At 41.3% G+C, this 20757-nt stretch carries 14 protein-coding genes, 3 tRNA genes and 1 pseudogene; 10 read left to right on the top strand and 8 right to left on the bottom strand.

The window, feature by feature from the left end; genetic code table 11:
- Positions 1–552: pseudogene (locus L2764_RS20315) on the top strand (ISAs1 family transposase); the annotation flags it as partial.
- Positions 553–663: 111 nt separating this feature from the next.
- Positions 664–1164: a thiamine pyrophosphate-dependent enzyme gene (locus tag L2764_RS20310; RefSeq protein ID WP_248942176.1), complete on the top strand. Its 501-nt coding sequence runs from the start codon at positions 664–666 to the stop codon at positions 1162–1164.
- A gap of 408 nt (positions 1165–1572) precedes the next feature.
- On the opposite strand, the gene ppsA is transcribed toward L2764_RS20310, so the two are convergent.
- The gene (gene ppsA, locus L2764_RS20305) at positions 1573–3954 is read right to left on the bottom strand and encodes a phosphoenolpyruvate synthase (protein ID WP_248942175.1); all 2382 of its coding nucleotides are present in this window, start codon (positions 3952–3954) and stop codon (positions 1573–1575) included.
- A gap of 129 nt (positions 3955–4083) precedes the next feature.
- Here ppsA and ppsR point away from each other — a divergent pair, with 129 nt between their 5' ends.
- The gene (ppsR, locus tag L2764_RS20300) at positions 4084–4893 is read left to right on the top strand and encodes a posphoenolpyruvate synthetase regulatory kinase/phosphorylase PpsR (RefSeq protein WP_248942174.1); all 810 of its coding nucleotides are present in this window, start codon (positions 4084–4086) and stop codon (positions 4891–4893) included.
- 614 nt (positions 4894–5507) lie between these two features.
- A complete protein-coding gene (locus L2764_RS20295) occupies positions 5508–6581 on the top strand; it encodes a 3-deoxy-7-phosphoheptulonate synthase (protein ID WP_248942173.1) in 1074 nt (357 codons plus the stop codon).
- A 26-nt stretch (positions 6582–6607) separates the two neighbouring features.
- Here L2764_RS20295 and L2764_RS20290 read toward each other — a convergent pair whose 3' ends face one another.
- Entirely contained in the window at positions 6608–6748 is a 141-nt protein-coding gene (locus L2764_RS20290; protein WP_248942172.1) for a hypothetical protein, read from the bottom strand.
- Positions 6749–6764: 16 nt separating this feature from the next.
- Here L2764_RS20290 and L2764_RS20285 point away from each other — a divergent pair, with 16 nt between their 5' ends.
- Together L2764_RS20285 and L2764_RS20280 are read left to right on the top strand one after the other, a co-directional pair.
- Positions 6765–7193 (top strand): acyl-CoA thioesterase, encoded by a 429-nt coding sequence (locus L2764_RS20285; RefSeq protein WP_248942171.1) that lies wholly within the window; start codon positions 6765–6767, stop codon positions 7191–7193.
- A gap of 653 nt (positions 7194–7846) precedes the next feature.
- A complete protein-coding gene (locus L2764_RS20280) occupies positions 7847–8506 on the top strand; it encodes a response regulator transcription factor (protein ID WP_248942170.1) in 660 nt (219 codons plus the stop codon).
- Positions 8507–8605: 99 nt separating this feature from the next.
- Here the strand turns inward: L2764_RS20280 and fghA are convergent, their stop codons facing one another.
- On the bottom strand, positions 8606–9442 hold the full coding sequence (fghA, locus tag L2764_RS20275) for an S-formylglutathione hydrolase (protein WP_248942177.1): 837 nt from the start codon (positions 9440–9442) through the stop codon (positions 8606–8608).
- 27 nt (positions 9443–9469) lie between these two features.
- Complete coding sequence (locus L2764_RS20270; RefSeq protein WP_248942169.1) at positions 9470–10594, bottom strand: S-(hydroxymethyl)glutathione dehydrogenase/class III alcohol dehydrogenase; 1125 nt, start codon at positions 10592–10594, stop codon at positions 9470–9472.
- A gap of 302 nt (positions 10595–10896) precedes the next feature.
- Here L2764_RS20270 and L2764_RS20265 point away from each other — a divergent pair, with 302 nt between their 5' ends.
- The gene (locus L2764_RS20265) at positions 10897–11763 is read left to right on the top strand and encodes a LysR substrate-binding domain-containing protein (protein WP_248942168.1); all 867 of its coding nucleotides are present in this window, start codon (positions 10897–10899) and stop codon (positions 11761–11763) included.
- Positions 11764–11908: 145 nt separating this feature from the next.
- Here the strand turns inward: L2764_RS20265 and L2764_RS20260 are convergent, their stop codons facing one another.
- Positions 11909–15337: a hybrid sensor histidine kinase/response regulator gene (locus tag L2764_RS20260; protein WP_248942167.1), complete on the bottom strand. Its 3429-nt coding sequence runs from the start codon at positions 15335–15337 to the stop codon at positions 11909–11911.
- Between the two features lie 315 nt (positions 15338–15652).
- On the opposite strand from L2764_RS20260, the gene acs reads away from it, so the two are divergent.
- The 3 genes from acs to L2764_RS20245 all read left to right on the top strand — a co-directional run bounded on the left by acs (position 15653) and on the right by L2764_RS20245 (position 19810).
- Entirely contained in the window at positions 15653–17599 is a 1947-nt protein-coding gene (gene acs / locus L2764_RS20255; RefSeq protein ID WP_248942166.1) for an acetate--CoA ligase, read from the top strand.
- Positions 17600–17726: 127 nt separating this feature from the next.
- A complete protein-coding gene (gene radD, locus L2764_RS20250) occupies positions 17727–19478 on the top strand; it encodes a DNA repair helicase RadD (RefSeq protein ID WP_248942165.1) in 1752 nt (583 codons plus the stop codon).
- Positions 19479–19552: 74 nt separating this feature from the next.
- A complete protein-coding gene (locus L2764_RS20245; RefSeq protein ID WP_248942164.1) occupies positions 19553–19810 on the top strand; it encodes a GrxA family glutaredoxin in 258 nt (85 codons plus the stop codon).
- A 308-nt stretch (positions 19811–20118) separates the two neighbouring features.
- Here the strand turns inward: L2764_RS20245 and L2764_RS20240 are convergent.
- From L2764_RS20240 to L2764_RS20230, 3 genes are all read right to left on the bottom strand, one after another.
- Positions 20119–20194, bottom strand: a tRNA-Lys gene (locus L2764_RS20240).
- Between the two features lie 246 nt (positions 20195–20440).
- Positions 20441–20516: transfer RNA gene (locus tag L2764_RS20235), tRNA-Lys, on the bottom strand.
- A gap of 70 nt (positions 20517–20586) precedes the next feature.
- Positions 20587–20662: transfer RNA gene (locus L2764_RS20230), tRNA-Lys, on the bottom strand.
- Positions 20663–20757: the final 95 nt, after the last annotated feature.

Genomic DNA, 20757 nt, shown 5'->3' with positions numbered 1-20757 from the left:
AAATCAGAGAGGAAAAGGCACATGTCGTAGTCCAAGTGAAAGGGAATCAACCCAAGTTATTCGATGCCGTAAAATCCCAGTTTCAAACGATGTTTGATGCAGGTAAAGAGCGTATCGTTACTGAGGTTAAGCAGGATGCACACGGCCGAAAGGAAGAGCGCTATGTATTTCAGTTAAAGCCAAAATTCACACCTAATTTGGCTGAGCGGTGGCCCACAATCCGCAGCATTATCGCGGTTGAACGCCATCGTTCAATGAAAGGAAAGAGATCGATTGAGACATCGTATTACGTGAGTTCAATCTCACCACGCCACAAATTACTAGGGCACTATATTCGGCAGCATTGGCGGATCGAGAATAACCAACATTACATTCTTGACGTGGTTTTCAAGGAAGATGACAGCCGGATAATGCTTGAAGGTGCCGTTGAAAATATGGCGCTATTCAGAAGATTTGTATTAAACATGTTCAAGCAATGCGATTGCGCAGCGAAATAAGCTAAAAAAGGCGAGTTGGGACGATGATTACAGGGCAAAAGTTTTCTTTGGTTAATTATCCGACAAAGTATGCTCCCGCCCTGGCCAAAAGAGCCAACACCTTGTACCTATTAGTCCGATTTGGGCAGCGCACTGTCTATCTCAAGTATTACAACCCACAGATATAGTGATAACAGAGTTTATCTTAGATCTCACCCAAATCTGCTTTACCCAAGCCGGCACTTATTTTAACCACGCGAGCTCTGGCGGACTCGGCTGGTCATTAGGCGCTGCGTTAGGTGCCAAGCTTGCAGCGCCTGATAGGCGCGTCACCTGCATCATAGGGGATGGTACTTATACATTTGGCGTACCTGTTGCTACCCATCATATGTCAGCCATGCATGATCTCCCGGTACTCTTTATTGTATTAAACAACTCAGCTTGGGATCGAACACGTATGGCCAGCCGAGCTTTTTCAAACACAGATACAGCCAATAACAATAACAAAGTCCCCTTATGTGAGCTCTCCCCCTCTCCTGCCTATGAAGAAGTTTGTCAGGCCGCTGGGGGTTATGGTGAAAAAATAGAAGATCCAGCAGCGCTGCCCGCAGCATTAGCAAGGGCATTGGCCATTATGGAAAAAGAAAAAAAACAAGTCCTACTCAATGTTATTTCCAGTAAAAGCTAATAAAAATCCCCGCAGTAAGTTATCTCGCCTTTAGCTCAACTTCGCTACGCGCGTTAAATAAGAACATATCAAATAACAAGGACAACAATCGATTAAAAATGAGTGGCTGTAAAATCAAGCCAGAACAAATACAACTTATCTGTTGAAATAGACTTCTTCCAGCAATGCTAAATCTTCAGCCAAAGGTGGCATATTCATTTTTTGACGTCGCTTATCAACATTGTTTTCAATTCCCTCGTCTTATCAAAATCACCCTCATTTTTAGAGAACAAAAAAAGCCGCAATATGCGGCTTTTTATACAAAAAGATTAACAGTTAACTGTTCCACGCCCTATTCGCCATTAGGCTAAAACGAAACGGCAAGCTAACAACTATCTATGTCCAATTGCTGATATGTTGGCAAGATCTTTATGCCTGATCCTTACCATGCTCTTTACCTAAGTACAGCCAAGTATCAATCACAGTATCGGGGTTTAAAGAGACGGTATCAATGCCTTGCTCCACTAACCAAGCCGCAAAGTCAGCATGATCAGATGGTCCTTGTCCACAGATCCCGATATAAGCCCCTTTTGCTTTCGCTGCTTTAATCGCTAAAGATAAAAGCGCTTTTACAGCATCATTTCGTTCATCAAACAAATGACTAATGATGCCTGAGTCGCGATCAAGCCCTAGAGTTAACTGAGTGAGATCGTTTGATCCAATCGAGAAACCATCAAAATGCTCAAGAAATTGTTCAGCCAGTAACGCATTTGACGGTAGCTCACACATCATAATGACGCGCAGTCCATCTTTACCCCGTTCCAATCCCTCTTCTTTGAGTAATTCGATCACTTGCGCCGCTTCATCAACCGTACGAACGAAGGGGATCATGATCTCAACATTGGTTAAGCCCATGTCATTACGCACGCGTTTAATCGCTTCACATTCTAATGCAAAACAATCACGGAACGACTCTGAAATATAACGACTCGCCCCTCTAAAACCTAACATGGGGTTTTCTTCTTCTGGCTCGTAACGATCGCCACCCACTAAACTCGCATATTCGTTCGATTTGAAGTCCGACATACGAACAATGACTTTCTTAGGATGGAAAGCCGACCCAATCGTCGCAATACCTTCCACAAGACGGGCGATATAAAACTCAACCGGAGACGAGTAACCCGCAATCATCTCATGGATCTCAGCTTGCAGCTCAGCATCTTGCTGATTAAAATCAAGCAGTGCTTTTGGGTGAATGCCGATCATTCGATTAATGATAAACTCAAGACGCGCTAGCCCCACACCTTCATTAGGCAGACGAGCAAAATCAAACGCTCTATCAGGGTTACCCACATTCATCATAATTTTCATGGGCAAATCAGGCATGGCATCGACGCGAGAGGAAATCACATCGAACTCTTGGATACCGTCATAAATGAAACCAGTATCGCCTTCAGCACAGGAGACTGTAACGGCTTGACCATTTTTAATTTGCGCAGTCACATCACCACAACCTACCACCGCAGGAACACCTAACTCACGCGCAATAATGGCGGCATGACATGTTCGACCACCACGATTAGTCACAATCGCACTTGCGCGCTTCATGATAGGCTCCCAATCAGGATCAGTCATGTCAGTCACTAATACATCACCAGGCTGAATTTGATCCATGTCATCAATCGAAGCAAGGACTTTAGCCACACCGCTACCGATTTTATGTCCAATGGAACGGCCTTCAGAGACTAAGTTACCCTTAGTTTTTAAATGATAACGTTCAATAAGTTGCACATCTTCACGAGAGCGAACCGTTTCAGGACGAGCCTGTACAATATAAAGCTTGCCATCATTACCGTCTTTTGCCCATTCAATATCCATGGCGCGACCGTAATGCTTTTCAATGATAATGGCTTGTTTAGCCAATTCCATCACTTCATCGTCGTTAATTGAAAATTCACGACGTTTTTGTGCATCAACATCTTCAATTTTTACTTGTTTGCCGTGTTCAACAGACTCAGCGTAAACCATTTGAATTAATTTACTGCCAATATTGCGACGAACAACAGACTGATATCCAGCCGTCAAACTGGGCTTGTGCACATAAAACTCATCGGGGTTTACCGCCCCTTGCACAACCATCTCACCCAAACCAAAAGACGATGTCACAAAAACAACATCCTCATTCCCTGATTCCGTATCCATGGTGAACATCACACCCGATGCGGCTTTATCTGAGCGGACCATACGTTGTATGCCAGCAGATAAAGCGACACCTTTATGATCATAACCTTGGTGAACACGATATGAAATCGCGCGATCATTAAACAAAGAGGCAAAGACATGTTTAATGGCAATGAGAACCGACTCATAGCCTTTAACATTAAGAAACGTTTCTTGTTGGCCAGCAAAAGAAGCATCGGGCATATCTTCAGCGGTCGCTGAAGAACGAACCGCAAAAGAAGCTTCACTGGTTTCTGCTGATAATGCATCGTAAGACTCACGAACCACTTGTTCAAATGCTGCATGAAAAGGGGTATCGATTATCCACTGTCTGATCTGTGCACCAGCTGTAGCGAGTGCGTTCACATCATCTACATCAAGTGTTTCTAGTAAATCATAAATTTTCTGGTTGAGTCCGCTTTGCTCGAGAAATTCATTAAACGCAAAGGAAGTCGTAGCAAAACCGCCTGGTACTTGAACTCCAGCGTTTGCTAAGTTGCTGATCATTTCACCTAGTGACGCGTTCTTACCGCCAACCTTGTTGACGTCACCCATACTTAATTCTTGATACCAGAGTACGTATTGCTGCACAGTTCTATCTCCGCAAGTTTATTTCAGTGTGGCCCCTTCACATGAGGGCTGGAGCATTTTACACTCCACGGCAAGCAGCGTAAATCTATAATTTTATTTGTAATTTTATTACTACATGAGGCCAACAAATTGAGAAAAGTATTCTACATTTCGGACGGAACAGCTATCACTGCCGAGGTCTTTGGACACGCAGTATTATCTCAATTTCCAGTTGAGTTTGATGCACTTACTATTCCTTTCGTCGAAACACAAAAAAAAGCAACAGAAGTCAAGCAACAAATAAATGATTGTTTTATTACAACAGGTGAAAGACCTATCGTGTTCCATTCCATCGTAAAACCAGAAATTAGAGACATTATTTACAGCAGTGAAGGACTCGATTACGATTTTTTAAATACTTTTGTTGCTCCATTAGAACAACAATTAGGCATGTGCGCCGTCCCTGCGCTTCATCGTACGCATGGTAAAGCCAATGAAAGCTACGAAACACGCATCGAAGCCATTAACTATGCAATGGATAATGATGACGGCCAAACCATGAAACACATGGATGAAGCCGACTTAATTTTACTCGGCGTTTCTCGTTGCGGAAAAACGCCATCGAGCCTTTATTTGTCAATGCAGTTTGGGATCAAGGCCGCCAATTATCCTTTTACTGAAGATGATATGGATAATTTAACCTTACATGCTGCTTTAAAGCGCAATAAATCAAAATTATTTGGCTTAACCATTAACCCCGACAGATTGCATGAAATTCGCCAAAGCAGAATGAGGGACAGTCGTTACTCTTCGTTAAGACAGTGCCGTATGGAAGTCAAAGAAGTCGAAATGATGTATCGCAAAGAACGTATTCCTTTTGTCGATACCACCAACCATTCAGTTGAAGAGATCGCCACAAAAATTCTTGAGGTCACTGGGCTTAAACGGCATATGTTTTAATGAGACCTTCTCATTAACAGCATAAATTAATCACTTAAATGAGCTGATAACTTGAACAGATTTAAATACCCAAGCCAGTAAGCAATACAAAAACCGGCTGGCTTAAATTGACATAAGAAACCTTTCAGCTTGTTGACAGTGAATGTCTTGATTGAATATTTAACGGATCAATGAAAAAATATTTTTGTAATCATTACACTGTTCAAGTTAAAGAAACATTAGCGACCTTAGTGATATGATCATTTGAATCGTATTGAGGAATGAAACAAGCAATCGACACATTAATAAAATGGTCGGCATCTCCAGCTTATGATCATGTTAGGCTCATTAGAAAATCACTGTTCTAATGCTAGCAACAGCCAGTCCTTACCAAAAAATCGATCTATTTTGGAAAGTAAGAGAGCAAGATAATCATCCTAGTATGAGCAATGAAAAGCGACAAGTTATCTATCAATATGTATAAAGACTCATCAAACCAAATATACGAATGCAACTGATATAATTAAAAATTATTTCAAAATAAGCAAGCTATGACAATAGACACTGCAGAATGGTAAACAATTGGGTATAATCAGCCCAATGAAAGTCAGTCCATATAACACGCGGTATAATGCATGACCATCAAAACAGACGAACTACGCACCTCCCTTTTATGTAAGGTCATTTCACCTGCTCAATTAGCTTCTGAGTATCCATTAACGCAACAAGCGGCGGATTATCTTGTCGAACAAAGACGTGAAGTCGAGGCCATTATCAGTGGTGAAGATCAACGCTTACTGGTGATTATCGGTCCTTGCTCAATTCATGACACTAAAGCCGCTTTAGAATATGCCGAGCGCCTTGCTGCATTACATCAAAGCTTAAAAGATGATCTTTGTATTGTTATGCGCGTCTATTTTGAAAAGCCGCGCACCATTGTGGGCTGGAAAGGCCTTATTTCCGATCCTGATCTCGATGGCAGCTTTAGCCCCAATAAAGGGCTACGTATGGCAAGACAGTTATTACAGCAAATAACAGAACTCAAATTGCCCATCGCCACCGAATTTTTAGATATGGTGAATGGTCAATATATTGCTGATCTCATTACTTGGGGAGCCATAGGCGCTCGCACGACTGAAAGTCAAATACACAGAGAAATGGCATCCGCTCTTTCTTGTCCCGTCGGCTTTAAAAATGGTACCGATGGTAATATCAATATTGCTGTCGATGCTGTACGAGCAGCTCAGGTGCCCCACATCTTCTATTCGCCTGATAAAGATGGCGCAATGGCCGTCTATCGCACCCATGGAAACCCCTATGGACACATTATTCTTCGCGGCGGTAAACAGCCTAACTATAAGGCCGAAGATATCGCTAAAGCGAGTCAGCAATTAACCACTTTGGGCGTCACTCCCCGTATGGTGGTCGATTTTAGCCATGGAAATAGCCAAAAACAACATAAACAACAACTCAATGTTGCCAATGATATCATGGAGCAAATGCGACAAGGGTCTACCGCTATTGCCGGTATCATGGCTGAAAGTTTTATGCTTGAAGGCAGCCAGAAGGTGGTTGCCGATCAGCCTCTAGAATATGGCAAAAGTATTACCGATGCCTGCTTACACTGGGAAGACTCAGAAACACTGTTAAGCGACTTAGCACAAGCATCTCGTGACCGACGCGCATACTTGGCCAAACACAAAAAATAAATTCATTTTAATTCATCAAGGCTTCTTCAGAAGCCTTGATTCTCCCCTGCTCCGTAATAAGCAATACCATTAATGGCTTCAATAAATATCCAAAAATTAAACAGTCGTTTTATTTCTGTTATTCCCCAATCAATATCATTATAATCTCGACCGAATTTTAGCCGCATAACCTTAGGTTGTAGTATGCCCTTTGCCAGTCAGTCCACAACAATATCCAAAACCATGGCGCTTCGAATTGAACAATCTGAAGCTCGCGTCATTAAAGTCGTTTTCCCTTCATTAACCAATCATCATAATACCCTCTTTGGTGGTGAAGCTTTATCATGGATGGATGAAACGGCTTTCATCGCGGCGACCCGATTTTGCCGTAAAACCTTAGTCACTGTAAGCTCAGATAAAATTGATTTTAAAAAATCAATTCCCGCGGGCACATTAGCTGAAATAGTCGCAAGAGTAATCGATGTCGGCAATACCTCAATCAAAGTGGAGGTCAATATCTTTGTGGAAGATATGTATGAAGACTTAAGAGAGCATGCCATAAAAGGCGCATTCACCTTTGTAGCTATTGATGAAGACAGACAACCCACTCAAGTATGGGAACATCACCGCTAAGTATCTCCAGTCACTTTAGAATATTAACATAATAGAATATATGAACTCGTTGATTTAAATATCAGAGGGTTCTTATAAAAGAATTTTTTTGAAAATGGTTCGATGAAATAAATCCTGAGTACTAAATGACACTTTAATCAAATTTAGCGGCAAAATACATTAGCCTCTGCTGATGTAAATATAAAACAATCTCTATGCACCATTATTCGTTCTTGTTGTTAATTGTTTTTATATAGAACGATCAATAACATTAAAACAACTTCACACAACAAACCCATTATTACAACAAGGTGAATAAATATATAAATAATGAGTGAGTAAAATGACTGATTACTTACCCATAAATTAAATATAAAACAAACTAAAACGCAACACAATAAAAACATAAAGGCTATACTTAAAACATGCAGGAGTATATTAAAACTAAAAACATACAATAGTAAAACAATAAAATGGCTTTACTAATTAATAGGCGTTTTTCAACATAAGCACCTACAACCCTCTATAATATAACCAAAAAAGACTAAAGGTGATTGTTTTTTGATTAAATAAGTACTTTATTGGTAAATCGGAATAAAATCGATAGAATACTTAATATATAATCTGTTACATTAAACTTATTCCCGCGCCACAACTTAAAATTAGATAAATTCATGAAATCTGAAAAATTAACTATTATTATCGCGGATGATCATCCTTTATTTAGAAATGCGCTTAGGCAAGCATTAACCAATGTTTTTACTCATACGCTTTGGTATGAAGCCGATAGTGCTGATGCATTACAAACATCACTGGATAATCCCGAATTGGATCCTGATCTTATATTATTGGATCTACAAATGCCTGGTTCTAATGGCTACTCAACCTTAATTCATTTAAGGGCGCATTATCCGAGTATTCCTGTGGTTGTCATTTCAGCTTATGAAGACAACAACACCATCAGCCGAGCGATGCATTATGGCAGCTCAGGTTTTATTCCAAAATCAGCTTCAATGGACAGCTTATCAAACGCCATATCGAGTGTATTATTAGGCGACTTTTGGTTACCTGAAGGTGTTGAGTTACAAGAAATCATTAATGATGATATCAACCAGATGGCTTGTAAATTAAAAACCTTAACACCTCAACAATATAAAGTACTGCAAATGTTTGCTGAAGGGTTGCTCAACAAGCAAATCGCTTATGACTTAGCCGTTTCTGAAGCAACCATTAAAGCACATGCTACTGCGATTTTTAAAAAGCTAGGCGTGCGAAATCGCACCCAAGCGGTCATTTCATTAAAGCAACTTGAAATGACAAAAGGCCCATTATAATAAAAATAGCCTTGTCGGCTAGGCTCAACCCACATTCCATATAAAAAGCCCTTTAGGGCTTTTTTATATGGAATTTAACTTTTATTATACTAAAGCTCATTAGAAATGTTTAGCGTGAAACCCTAAATGCTCTTCGATGAAAGTGGCAATAAAATAATAACTATGGTCATATCCCGACTGCATTCTTAATATTAAAGGATAATCTCGGGTCTCTATGGCTTTGAGTAAACTTTCCGGCTTTAATTCCATGTCTAAAAAAGGATCATCATCACCTTGATCAATCAATATTGGGATCAATGCTTCCGTATTGGCCAACAATAGCGATGCATCATATTGTTGCCACTTCTTAACCCCATCGCCTAAATATTGAGTAAAGGCTTTTTGCCCCCAAGGAGACGACATAGGATGACAAATGGGACTAAAAGCAGATATAGAAGAATAACGCTCACAATTTGTTAGTCCAATGACCAACGCCCCATGCCCGCCCATTGAATGACCAGAAATAGCTCTTTGATCATTAACAGGAAAATGAGCCTCTATTAATTCAGGCAGTTCCTTCACAACATAATCATACATTTGATAATGTGCCACCCAAGGCGCTTGGGTGGCATTAAGATAAAAACCAGCACCTAAACCTAAATCATAGGCTCCATCTTCTACATCAGCGACACCTTCTCCCCGGGGGCTGGTATCCATTGTCACAATAGCGATACCTAATTTAGCAGCCATACGCAATGCGCCAGCTTTTTGCATAAAATTTTCATCACTGCAAGTTAACCCCGACAGCCAATACACAACCGGAACGGGTTTAACTTCCGCCTGAGGAGGCAAAAAAACTGCAAATTGCATTTGGCAATCTAAAGTGGATGAAAAATGTTGATATTGCTGATGTAATCCATCAAACACCTTATTGTTACTTACCTGAGTCAATCGCATAATGTCATTCATTGTTTCACTCCCTGATTAAAAGTGAATAACACTACGAATACTCTTACCTTGATGCATTAAATCAAACGCCTGATTAATGTCTTCTAATGGCATAGTATGAGTAATAAAATCATCTAATTGAAATGCGCCTTTTAGATAACGTTCAACAATCTTTGGTAATTCAGAGCGTCCTTTCACACCGCCAAATGCAGAGCCTTTCCACACGCGGCCAGTAACTAATTGAAAAGGTCGAGTACTGATCTCCTTACCTGCTCCTGCAACCCCAATGACAATAGATTCGCCCCAACCTTTATGGCAGCACTCCAATGCTGAGCGCATCACATCCACATTACCAATACATTCAAAAGAGTAATCAACCCCACCATCAGTCATCTCAGTAACAAGTTGCGCTATCGGTTGATCGAAGTTCTTGGGATTAATGCAATCTGTTGCGCCTAACTTTCTGGCTAATTCAAACTTACTTTCATTAATATCAATGGCAATAATACGACTGGCTCCGGCCATTGTTGCGCCAATAATAGCCGACAGCCCAATACCTCCAAGCCCAAAGATAGCCACTGTCGCGCCCACTTCAACCTTGGCAGTATTCAATACGGCCCCCATACCGGTCGTCACCCCACAGCCTAAAAGACACACTTCTTTAAGGGGGGCTTCAGGGTTCACTTTAGCCAATGAAATTTCAGGCAGTACGGTATATTCAGAAAACGTAGAACAGCCCATATAATGAAAAATGGGCTCACCATCTTTATAAAAACGGCTCGTGCCATCAGGCATGAGTCCCTTTCCTTGTGTTTCACGAATTTTTTGACAAAGATTGGTTTTCCCCGAAAGGCAAAACTTACATTCACCACATTCGGGCGTATAAAGTGGGATTACATGATCACCCACACTCACACTGGTGACCCCTTCCCCAACGGACTCAACAATCCCCCCACCCTCATGGCCAAGAATACAAGGAAAAATACCTTCAGGATCCTCTCCCGATAACGTAAAAGCATCGGTGTGACAGACACCTGAAGCAATAATTTTAATGCGTACTTCACCCGCTTGTGGTGGCATTACATCAACCACTTCCATTGACAAGGGCTTTCCGACTTCCCAAGCCACTGCTGCGTTAGATTTTATCGTCTTTGCCGTCATATCCTATCCTAATATATGGTGGTTAATTATCAGTAACTTATCTATCTGTCACGATTTTCATTGAGATGATTATATTCATTACAACAATAATGATAATCATCATAAATTGAAAATGACTTTTACCATATAGTAACAATGGTAATGTTACTGTAAGGTAAAGCACATTATCTGTTGATAGCATCGATAATACCCATTGAATAGCATGAGCAACACACCAGCTTATTCATCAATGACACTTGAGTTTTATCTTAAATCAGTAATAATCTCACGTCGTTTACTCTTATTATCATTAGGGGATACTCATGTTAAATTGGGAGGGAATCAGTGAATTTGTTGCTGTAGCTGAAACCGAGAGTTTTACACTCGCCGCTAAACGTCTGAGTATTTCAACCGCTCAGGTCAGTAGACAAGTCAGCGCATTAGAGACAAGGCTCGCCTCTAAGCTTTTCTATCGCACGACTCGAAAAGTATCTGTCACTGAAGTGGGCAAAATTTATTATCAACATTGTCGTCAGGTACTGGATGGCTTAGACGAAGCAGAGCGCGCAATCACCAATCTACAAGCGACGCCAAGAGGCTATTTAAAACTCACCGCGCCCAATACTTATGGTGAACGAACAATCGCACCGTTGGTCAATGATTTCATCGCCCGCTATCCTGATCTCAATGTCCAGCTTCAATTATCGAATAAACCATTAGATCTCGTCGATGAAGGCTTCGACTTAGGCATACGGTTAGGTCATTTAGAAGATTCCAGCATGATGGCCAAGCAATTATCATCCCGTAAACTCCATGTCTGCGCTTCTCCTGAATATATCAGTCAACATGGCTTACCCACTGCTCTAGCAGAACTTGAACGACATAACTGCTTGCTCGGCACAAAAGACTATTGGCAATTTCAAGACCACGGCAAAAGACGCAGCATTCGGGTCAAAGGTAATTTACGCTGCAATAGCGGCCAAGCACTCACCGATGCCGCGTTAAAAGGGATCGGTATCGTCCAATTACCCGATTACTATGTGGTACATCATATTGAACAAAGACAATTAATCAGTATCTTAGATCAATACTTAGATTCAGACGGGATTTGGGCTATCTATCCACATAATCGTCACCTATCGCCGAAAGTACGGATGTTAGTTAATTATCTCAGTGAAATGTTAAACTAATCAAAAAAAGGTTTTAGCGCGTTCTCCCAACAACAAAGAATCAATAATTGAAATGTTTCATAACCCGATGAAATATCAAAAAGACAATAGAGAGTGCGTTAACATTTTCCATTTAACGCACGCTAAACAAGTACACTCAGATGAACTAATGTGATTTAATTAAGCTCGACATCAAGACTTTTAATGCAGCAGGCTTAACCATTTTCGCCATAAACTCATACCCCCGCTGATGAACATCTTCAATTAAATCCTTTTGTGTATTGGCCGTAATTAAGATCCCAGGAATAGACCCCCCATAAAGAGAGCGAATACCATCCATTGCATCAACCCCATTTTTGCCGTCATCAAGGTGATAATCAGACAAGATGATATCTGGGGCTGTGCCTATGCTATCCAATCGTTGCTTAGCCTCTTCAAAAGAGATTGCACAAATAACATCACATTGCCAACGCGTCAATAAACTCTTTAATCCCGCTAAAATAGTCTCTTCATTATCAATACACAACACTCTGACACCCGCTAAGGGCTGCATTAACGAAGGAGTAACGCTAACACTAGGCTTAACCACCGGCAGACCTAAAGGAATACAGATAGAAAAAAGCGATCCAACGGATAATTGAGAATCGACATGGATCTTATGATTGAGCACTCTACTAATACGATCAGCAATCGCTAAGCCTAAGCCTAAGCCGCTGACTTGTTTCGTTTCAGGGTTATTAAGTCGTTTAAACTCTCTAAAAATATTATGCAAATCAGAATCAGCAATTCCACACCCGGTATCGATGACTTGAATTTCTAATGCATTGTGACGCTGTCGGCAACCTAAAATCACTCGGCCACCTTTGGCATATCGGTAGGCGTTCGTCAAAAAGTTTTGTAATACTCGGCGCAATAAATGGGGATCAGAATTCACCGTCGCTGAACTCGGTATATAGCTAAAGGTAATCGCACAATCTGCCGCCATGGCTTCAAACTCGATTGCCAGCTCACTAAGTAAGCCTTTAATCACAAAATCTTTACGATTCACTTCTATAGTGCCTGAATCTAGCTTAGAGATATCCAACAAATCAACCAGTAACTCTCCAGCCGCTTTCAATGAACTGCCAATATGAGATAAGGTTTCTTTCCCGTCTTTATTTAATTGAGGATCTTGCGATAAAGAGGCGGTAAACAATCTCGCGGCATTTAACGGTTGCATCAAATCATGACCCACCGCCGCTAAAAACCGACTCTTGGAAGCATTGGCTTTTTCTTCTTCTGCTTTCGCTTTAAAGAGTTGACTATTCAACACTGACAGCTCATGGGTTCGTGCTGTCACTCGAGTCTCTAGGGTCTCATTCATTTCCTGTAATGCTCTGGCCTGCTCTCGATATTGGGTAATATCGGTAAAGGTCATGACAAAACCCCCATTGGGGATTGAATTACCTTGCACCTTTATGACTCTGCCATCTTGACGTTCTCTTTCTGACACATGTGGTGAGCCTTGTCGCATATAATTAACTCGCTTAGATACCTGCTCTTCAACGTTACCTTCACCGCAATATCCCCTGACAGCATTAAAATGGATCACTTGTGCTATCGGCATTCCTGCTTGCAAAAAATCATCAGGATAATCATACAGTTTTACATATTTATCATTCCAAGCAACTAAGCTTAAATCTTTATCCACAACGCTCATACCTTCATAAGCATGCTCTATTGCACCTCTTAACATTTCTTGGCTTAGCATAATTTTTGATGACGCATCACCCACTAAATTAAACACTTCATCAATCGCTAAATCACGACCGTGTACGACGGATTCCATCACCAATGCGGCACTTGAACCGCCCAAAATACCGGCCAATAAAAGTTCCGTTTTCATCACGAGCTCAGGGGCAGCCACTTTGTCCCGAGCATCACTTCTGACCGCTTCAGCAGAAAACTGAGCAAAGCTCTCATAAGCCTCTGATGCACTCATAAAACGACTGGCTAACATTAATAAATCTTGATGGGTTATAGAGGTAGATTTACTCGTCGAAGGACTTTTTAACGCCCCTGGTGTCACAAAAGCACTGGCCTGCATACGCTCCACAACCCCAGCTCTACACCAGAGTGAACCTAAAATATAACCCAGAATATTAGCCAAAAGCGCAAATGAAATATCGGTAGCATCGGGCCTAATCGCAGCCATAAGATCAAAATGCAACACCTGCTCGCCAATAGTGCTAATGGCCTCTTGCAATAAAATAACAAACCAGACACTAAAACCGACTATTAAGCCGACAAAAACGCCCCCACGATTACCATGTTTCCAGTACATCCCCCCTATTAATGCTGGTGCCAACTGGGCAAATGCACCAAACGATAGAATACCCAATCCAGCTAAAGACCTACTATCCATCAAAGCAAGGTAACAAACATATCCCATGCCTAAAATAAAAATAATCGTCAAACGTCTCGCATTCAGTAATAAGCCCGAAAAATGATTAAAGTTTTTCTGTTTAATTTGCTCTGTTCGCAACATAATGGGCACCACCCATTCATTACTCACCATGACACTGATGGTGACCACCGCCACAATAACCATACCCGTTGCCGCTGAAATGGTGCCCAGCAAAGCAATAATCGATAACGAAGGATGCTCTAGCACTAAAGGTAAATTCACCACATAACTATCGGGTGAAACAGCATCACCTAAAATACTCTTCCCCGCCAACGCAATTGGGATCACAAATAAAGCAAATAAAATTAAGTAGAGAGGAAATAACCAACGTGCCTTAACCAGTGTTTTTTCACTGCCACATTCCACCATCATCACATGAAATTGCCTTGGCATACAAAGGAAAGCAGCCATCCCAACAAATAATTCCGGTAATAGAGACATGAAGTTAAAATCTGTTTGACTGATCACATCACGATTAACGGCGTTTTGCCATATATCGCCCACACCATCAAACACATCAAAAGTGATAATGAGCCCTATTAGCAAAAATGCGACTAATTTCACCAGCGATTCAAAAGCAATAGCTAACATCATGCCAGGATTGTGTTCAGTCGCGTTCAGTTTTTGTGTGCCAAATAAAATCGCAAACAAAGCCAAAATAATGGTAATGACCAACGCTTCAGTTCCCGTTTCAAACAAGCCCTCCCCTTGCTGAAACAAACTCATACCAAATACCATCGCTTTCAACTGTAATACGATATAAGGCATAATCGCAAACAACGCAATCAAGGTCACAATAGCGGCTAGCACTTGAGATTTACCATATCTCGCTGCAATGAAATCGGCAACTGAAGTGATATTATGCGTTTTGGTCACCACCACTATTTTTCGTAACAATCCAAAACCAAAAGTGAAAAAGAAAAGCGGGGCCACAAAGACAGGAAGAAAAGACCAAAGATCTTCAGCTGATTGTCCAACCGTCCCCAAAAAACTCCACGAAGAACAATACACACCTAAACTTAACGCGTAGATCCACACTTGCATACGTTTGGTAATATTCACAAACCAACGTTCAGCTCCCCAGGCTAATAAGAACAGTGTCAAAGCATATAAAATAGCCGTCGCGCTGATAATAATGGTGAACTTCATAACTCTCTCGTTTCTAATTAAATCGCTGGATATAATCGCTAAAAGTAATGCCTGTGCATTAGTCTACATATAATAAAAATCGACAGCTATCAAATTAACTTAAGTCCTTCTATCCAATTAAAACTCACTAATTTCAACCCGATACAACTCAACATTTACAAACAAAAACAAAACAAATGCGCCCAAAAATTAACAATAAAGAGGGCTATTAAACTGGTTCAAGCTGAAATTTAATGCTATTTTAAAATTTGTATTAGGCAATACATTCCATTACTTCACCCTAAACACTCTTGTGTCCATTAATAGGGAACTCAAATGAAAGCTCAATCTCTCTACAAAATTCCAAGTACCATAGCCGATAATGCTCTTGTTACCGATGCTCAATATAAAAAAATGTACCAAGAGTCGATTATCAATCCTAACGGCTTTTGGCGAGAGCATGGTAAACGCATAGATTGGATAAAACCGTATAGTCAGATAAAAAAAACATCATTTGATGCTCATAATCTTTACATCAAATGGTTTTATGACGGCACACTGAATGCTTCAGCAAATTGCCTCGATAGGCACCTTCAACACGACGAACACAAACTCGCCATTATTTGGGAAGGTGACGATGCCAATAAACAGCGTAACCTGACTTATTCACAATTGCATCAGCAAGTCTGCCAATTTGCCAACGCTTTATTGAGTCAAGGCGTAAGGCGTGGAAATGTGGTGACGATTTACATGCCTATGATCCCAGAAACCATTGTGGCCATGCTCGCTTGCGCAAGAATAGGCGCCATTCACTCGGTTATTTTTGGCGGTTTTTCTCCCGACTCTATTGCCGCACGGATCATAGATGGGGCATCAAAAGTCGTTATCACTGCCGATGAAGGAGTAAGAGCTGGACGCACGATCCCTTTAAAAAACAATGTTGATGAAGCCTTAGCACACCCTGACGTACAATGTGTTGAGAAAGTCATCGTCATGAAACATACTGCGGGCCCCATTAATTGGGTCAATGACAGAGATATTTGGTGGGAGTCACTGATTACCACGGCCTCGAAACATTGCCCCTTTGAAGAAATGGCCGCTGAAGATCCTCTCTTTTTACTCTATACTTCCGGCTCCACTGGCAGCCCTAAGGGCGTACTGCATACCACAGGGGGCTATATGGTTTATGCCGCCATGACCCATGAATATGTCTTTGATTATAAAAAAGATGATATTTATTGGTGTACTGCTGACGTCGGCTGGATCACTGGCCATTCCTATATGGTATATGGCCCACTGGCCAATGGCGCAACGATTTTAATGCATGAAGGTGTGCCCAATTACCCCAGTCCTTCAAGACTCGGTGAAATGATCGACAGACACAAGGTGACGACTTTATATACAGCCCCAACGTTAATCCGCTCGATCATGGCAGAAGGCAAAGATAAATTTTCCCACTTTGATGGCTGTTCATTGCGTATTTTAGGATCCGTAGGAGAACCCATTAACCCTGAAGCATGGCGCTGGTATCATGAGGTTATAGGTAAGCAAGCCTGCCCCATTGTCGATACTTGGTGGCAAACTGAAACAGGTGGCATACTCATCACACCTTTACCCGGTGCAACAGAAACCAAGCCCGGTTCCGCCACTCGCCCCTTCTTTGGCGTTCAACCCGCCATAGTCGATAATCAAGGCACCTTACTCGAAGGAAAAAGTGAAGGTAACTTGGTCATTTTAGACTCTTGGCCAGGGCAAATGAGAACCATCTATGGCGATCATGACCGATTTATCCTAACTTACTTCAAAACCTTCAATGGCATGTATTGTACGGGTGATGGCGCTAAACGCGATGAAGATGGCTACTATTGGATCACAGGCCGCGTCGATGATGTCATCAATGTCGCAGGCCATCGTTTAGGCACCGCTGAAATCGAAAGTGCTTTGGTGGCTCATCCTCATGTTGCAGAAGCCGCTGTTGTTGGTTATCCGCATGACATCAAAGGTCAAGGGATCTATGCCTATGTGACCCTCAATACAGGGGTAAAAGAAGATGAGCCATTAATGCAAGAGCTCATACGATGGGTACGTAAAGAAATTGGCTCCATTGCCTCTCCGGATCTGATCCAATGGGCACCGGATCTCCCTAAAACCCGCTCGGGTAAAATCATGCGCCGATTCTTACGGAAAATTGCTGCAAATGAAATTACCCAACTAGGCGATGCCTCTACCCTCGCGGATCCCAGTGTGATTGACGCCCTGATCGTAACGCGATTAAATAAGTAACCTAAGAAAATAACGCTCTCTAGGACCACCTCTCTCGAACAAAGCCATTCGAGAGAGGTAAAAAATCTATGATAAAACAGCCGATGACTGTTATTCTTGTTGCAAATAAAAGTCATGATCATTCCACGTGAAATTAAGAGACTATCAACAACAATCTGTCGATGCAGCCATCACACACTTTAAAAAAACAACGGATTCTGCTGTTATAGTCCTACCAACGGGGGCAGGTAAAAGCATTGTCATTGCCGAATTGGCCAGAATTGCCAAAGGTCGCGTCCTTATTTTAACTCACGTAAAAGAACTCGTTGCTCAAAATGCTGAAAAAGTAGGCTTACTGACTACAGCTCCCAGTATTTATTCAGCAGGATTAAAACAAAAATCAACAGCAGCCAAAACCGTTGTCGCTAGCATTCAATCTACAGTAAAAAAACCACAACAGTTTAGTGAAGCCTACTCTCTGGTGATCATCGATGAATGCCATCGTGTCAGTAGCGACAAAACCAGTCAATACCAACAACTTTTACAACACCTCTCTAAGCATAATTCCAAATTGAGATTACTCGGTCTAACAGCCACCCCCTACCGTTTAGGGCTAGGTTGGATATATCGCCATCATTACCATGGTAAAGTCGGTAATCCAGATAAAGCCATTTTCGAGAAATGTATTTTTGAATTACCCATACGCCCGCTCATTAAATCGGGGTTTCTCAGTCAACCAAAAATGTTAGACGGCTTATCAGCACAATATGATTTTAGCCAATTAGCCCCTTCATTAATGGGTGAATATTCAGAAACTGAAGTTAATACCCTACTCAGCCATTGTGGACGTGCAACAACGGCGATCACCAAACAACTGATCGAACTGGGGAAAAGCCGCCAAGGTATTATTATTTTTGCAGCCACCGTTAGGCATGCTGAAGAAATTATATCGCACTTGTCGTCTGAAACGGCCGTACTTATCACTGGCAGCACCATCCCCCATGAGCGAGATGCTTATATTAATGCCTTTAAAGCAAAAAAAATTAAATTCTTAGTCAACGTTTCAGTTCTCACCACCGGGTTTGATGCCCCTCATGTGGATCTCATCGCCATTATGCGTCCAACCGCCTCCGTTAGCTTATTCCAACAAATGGTCGGCAGAGGACTGAGGATCTGCGAAAATAAAAATGACTGCCTCGTTATCGATTATGCCGCTAATGGCTACGACCTTTATTTTCCTGAAGTCGGGCAAACGAAACCCAATAGTAAAAGCAAACCCGTACAAGTATTATGTCCCGTTTGTCAATTTGCTAATATTTTCTGGGGAATAGTCGACGATGACGGCGATATTATCGAACACTTTGGTCGTCGCTGTCAGGGATTAATCACAGAGGAAAGCAACAGGAAACCCGTGCAATGTGATTTTAGATTCCGCTCTAAATCCTGCCCACAATGTGGGGAAGAAAATGATATTGCGGCTAAGATTTGCCAGCATTGCCAATCCACTTTAGTCGATCCCGATAAGCGCCTCAAAGAAGTGTTGCAGCAAAAACATCATCACCTTTTCAAATGCCAAACTATGCTACTTGAAAGTGACTCAACTAAATTGATTATCCGTTATATTGATATCGATGGAAATGACTTTTTTCAGTACTTTCAGATGCAAACACCTGCACAAATTCGTGCTCTTTATGCCATTTTCATTCATTCTCATACTCGCACCCCAGGAATGAAGCACCCCAAATACACAACGCCAAGCGATGTCATTAACCAAGTCGATAATTTTAGAAAACCAGATCTACTCTTACTGAAAAAAAATAAAAAAAACTGGGATCTACTTGAAACCTTCTTCGATTACCAAGGCCGCTATCAAACCGATAATAAGACTTTATTCGAATAAATAAGTACAATCGCCATTATGCAATGACACTGGCCTATGGTATAAATGTGGCGAATAATGTCTAAGGAGCTAATATGTTTGTCGTAATTTTTGGCCGCCCAGGTTGTCCGTACTGTGTTCGAGCCGTTCAGCTATCAGAGCAACTAGTTGAAAAGCGTGATGACTTTAAATTTAACTATATCGATATTCACGCAGAAGGGATCAGTAAAGCCGATCTTGAAAAAACAGTGGGTAAACCTGTTGAAACAGTACCACAAATTTTTGTCGATAAAGAACATGTTGGCGGCTGCACTGAATTCGAACAATACGTAAGAGACAATAACTTGTTATAAGTTGTCATTAAATACAAGAGGTGTTTTCACCTCTTTTTTATTCCTATGCCTCTCATCTTCATATTCAGCTTGAATAACTAAAATCACAGTGGATCCACGGTCACTTTTTAAGGGGTAGTCTCACACTTAGAGATCCAGCAATGATTCAGACGCCGATGTAATAAATTGATAGAGAAATGCAATAAGTCGGCAACGAAATAGCTTTTGAGGCTTTTAAAATGAGATAATATGAAGAAGAATAAAAAAGGAAAAATAGAAAGTGCTCAGTTGGTGAAAGATGTTAACCTTGGGCTTTTTAGCCAAAATAATGGTGGGTCGTGAAGGATTCGAACCTTCGACCAATTGGTTAAAAGCCAACTGCTCTACCGACTGAGCTAACGACCCATCGAGGTATTGCTAATAAAACTTAATTCCAACTATTTTTAATCAAACTTAAATCAGCTCGTTTAAAAAGAGTGCTGAGTTCGTAAATGATTTTAACCCTAAACTTCTTAGCCAACAAAAGTAGTTAAAAGCCAACTGCCCTAGCTTTATAAAAAAGCGACTGAGCTAACGACCCATCTTGTTCGTCACACGTTTGTACACTTCTCAGGTCTAAACTGAATAAATTCAATCTATTCTCATAGAAAGTGGTGGGTCGTGAAGGATTCGAACCTTCGACCAATTGGTTAAAAGCCAACTGCTCTACCGACTGAGCTAACGACCCATCTTGTTCATCACATATTTATACATTTATCAGATCTAAACTGAATAAATTCAATCTACTCTCATAAAAGTGGTGGGTCGTGAAGGATTCGAACCTTCGACCAATTGGTTAAAAGCCAACTGCTCTACCGACTGAGCTAACGACCCATCTTGTTCATCACACGTTTGTACACTTCTCAGATCTAAACTGAATAAATTCAATCTATTCTCATAAAAGTGGTGGGTCGTGAAGGATTCGAACC

The organism is Shewanella surugensis, from assembly GCF_023284005.1.
Taxonomy (GTDB): domain Bacteria; phylum Pseudomonadota; class Gammaproteobacteria; order Enterobacterales; family Shewanellaceae; genus Shewanella; species Shewanella surugensis.
Note: the sequence above shows the minus strand (reverse complement) of the source record. Positions and strands in the feature narration are given on the sequence as shown.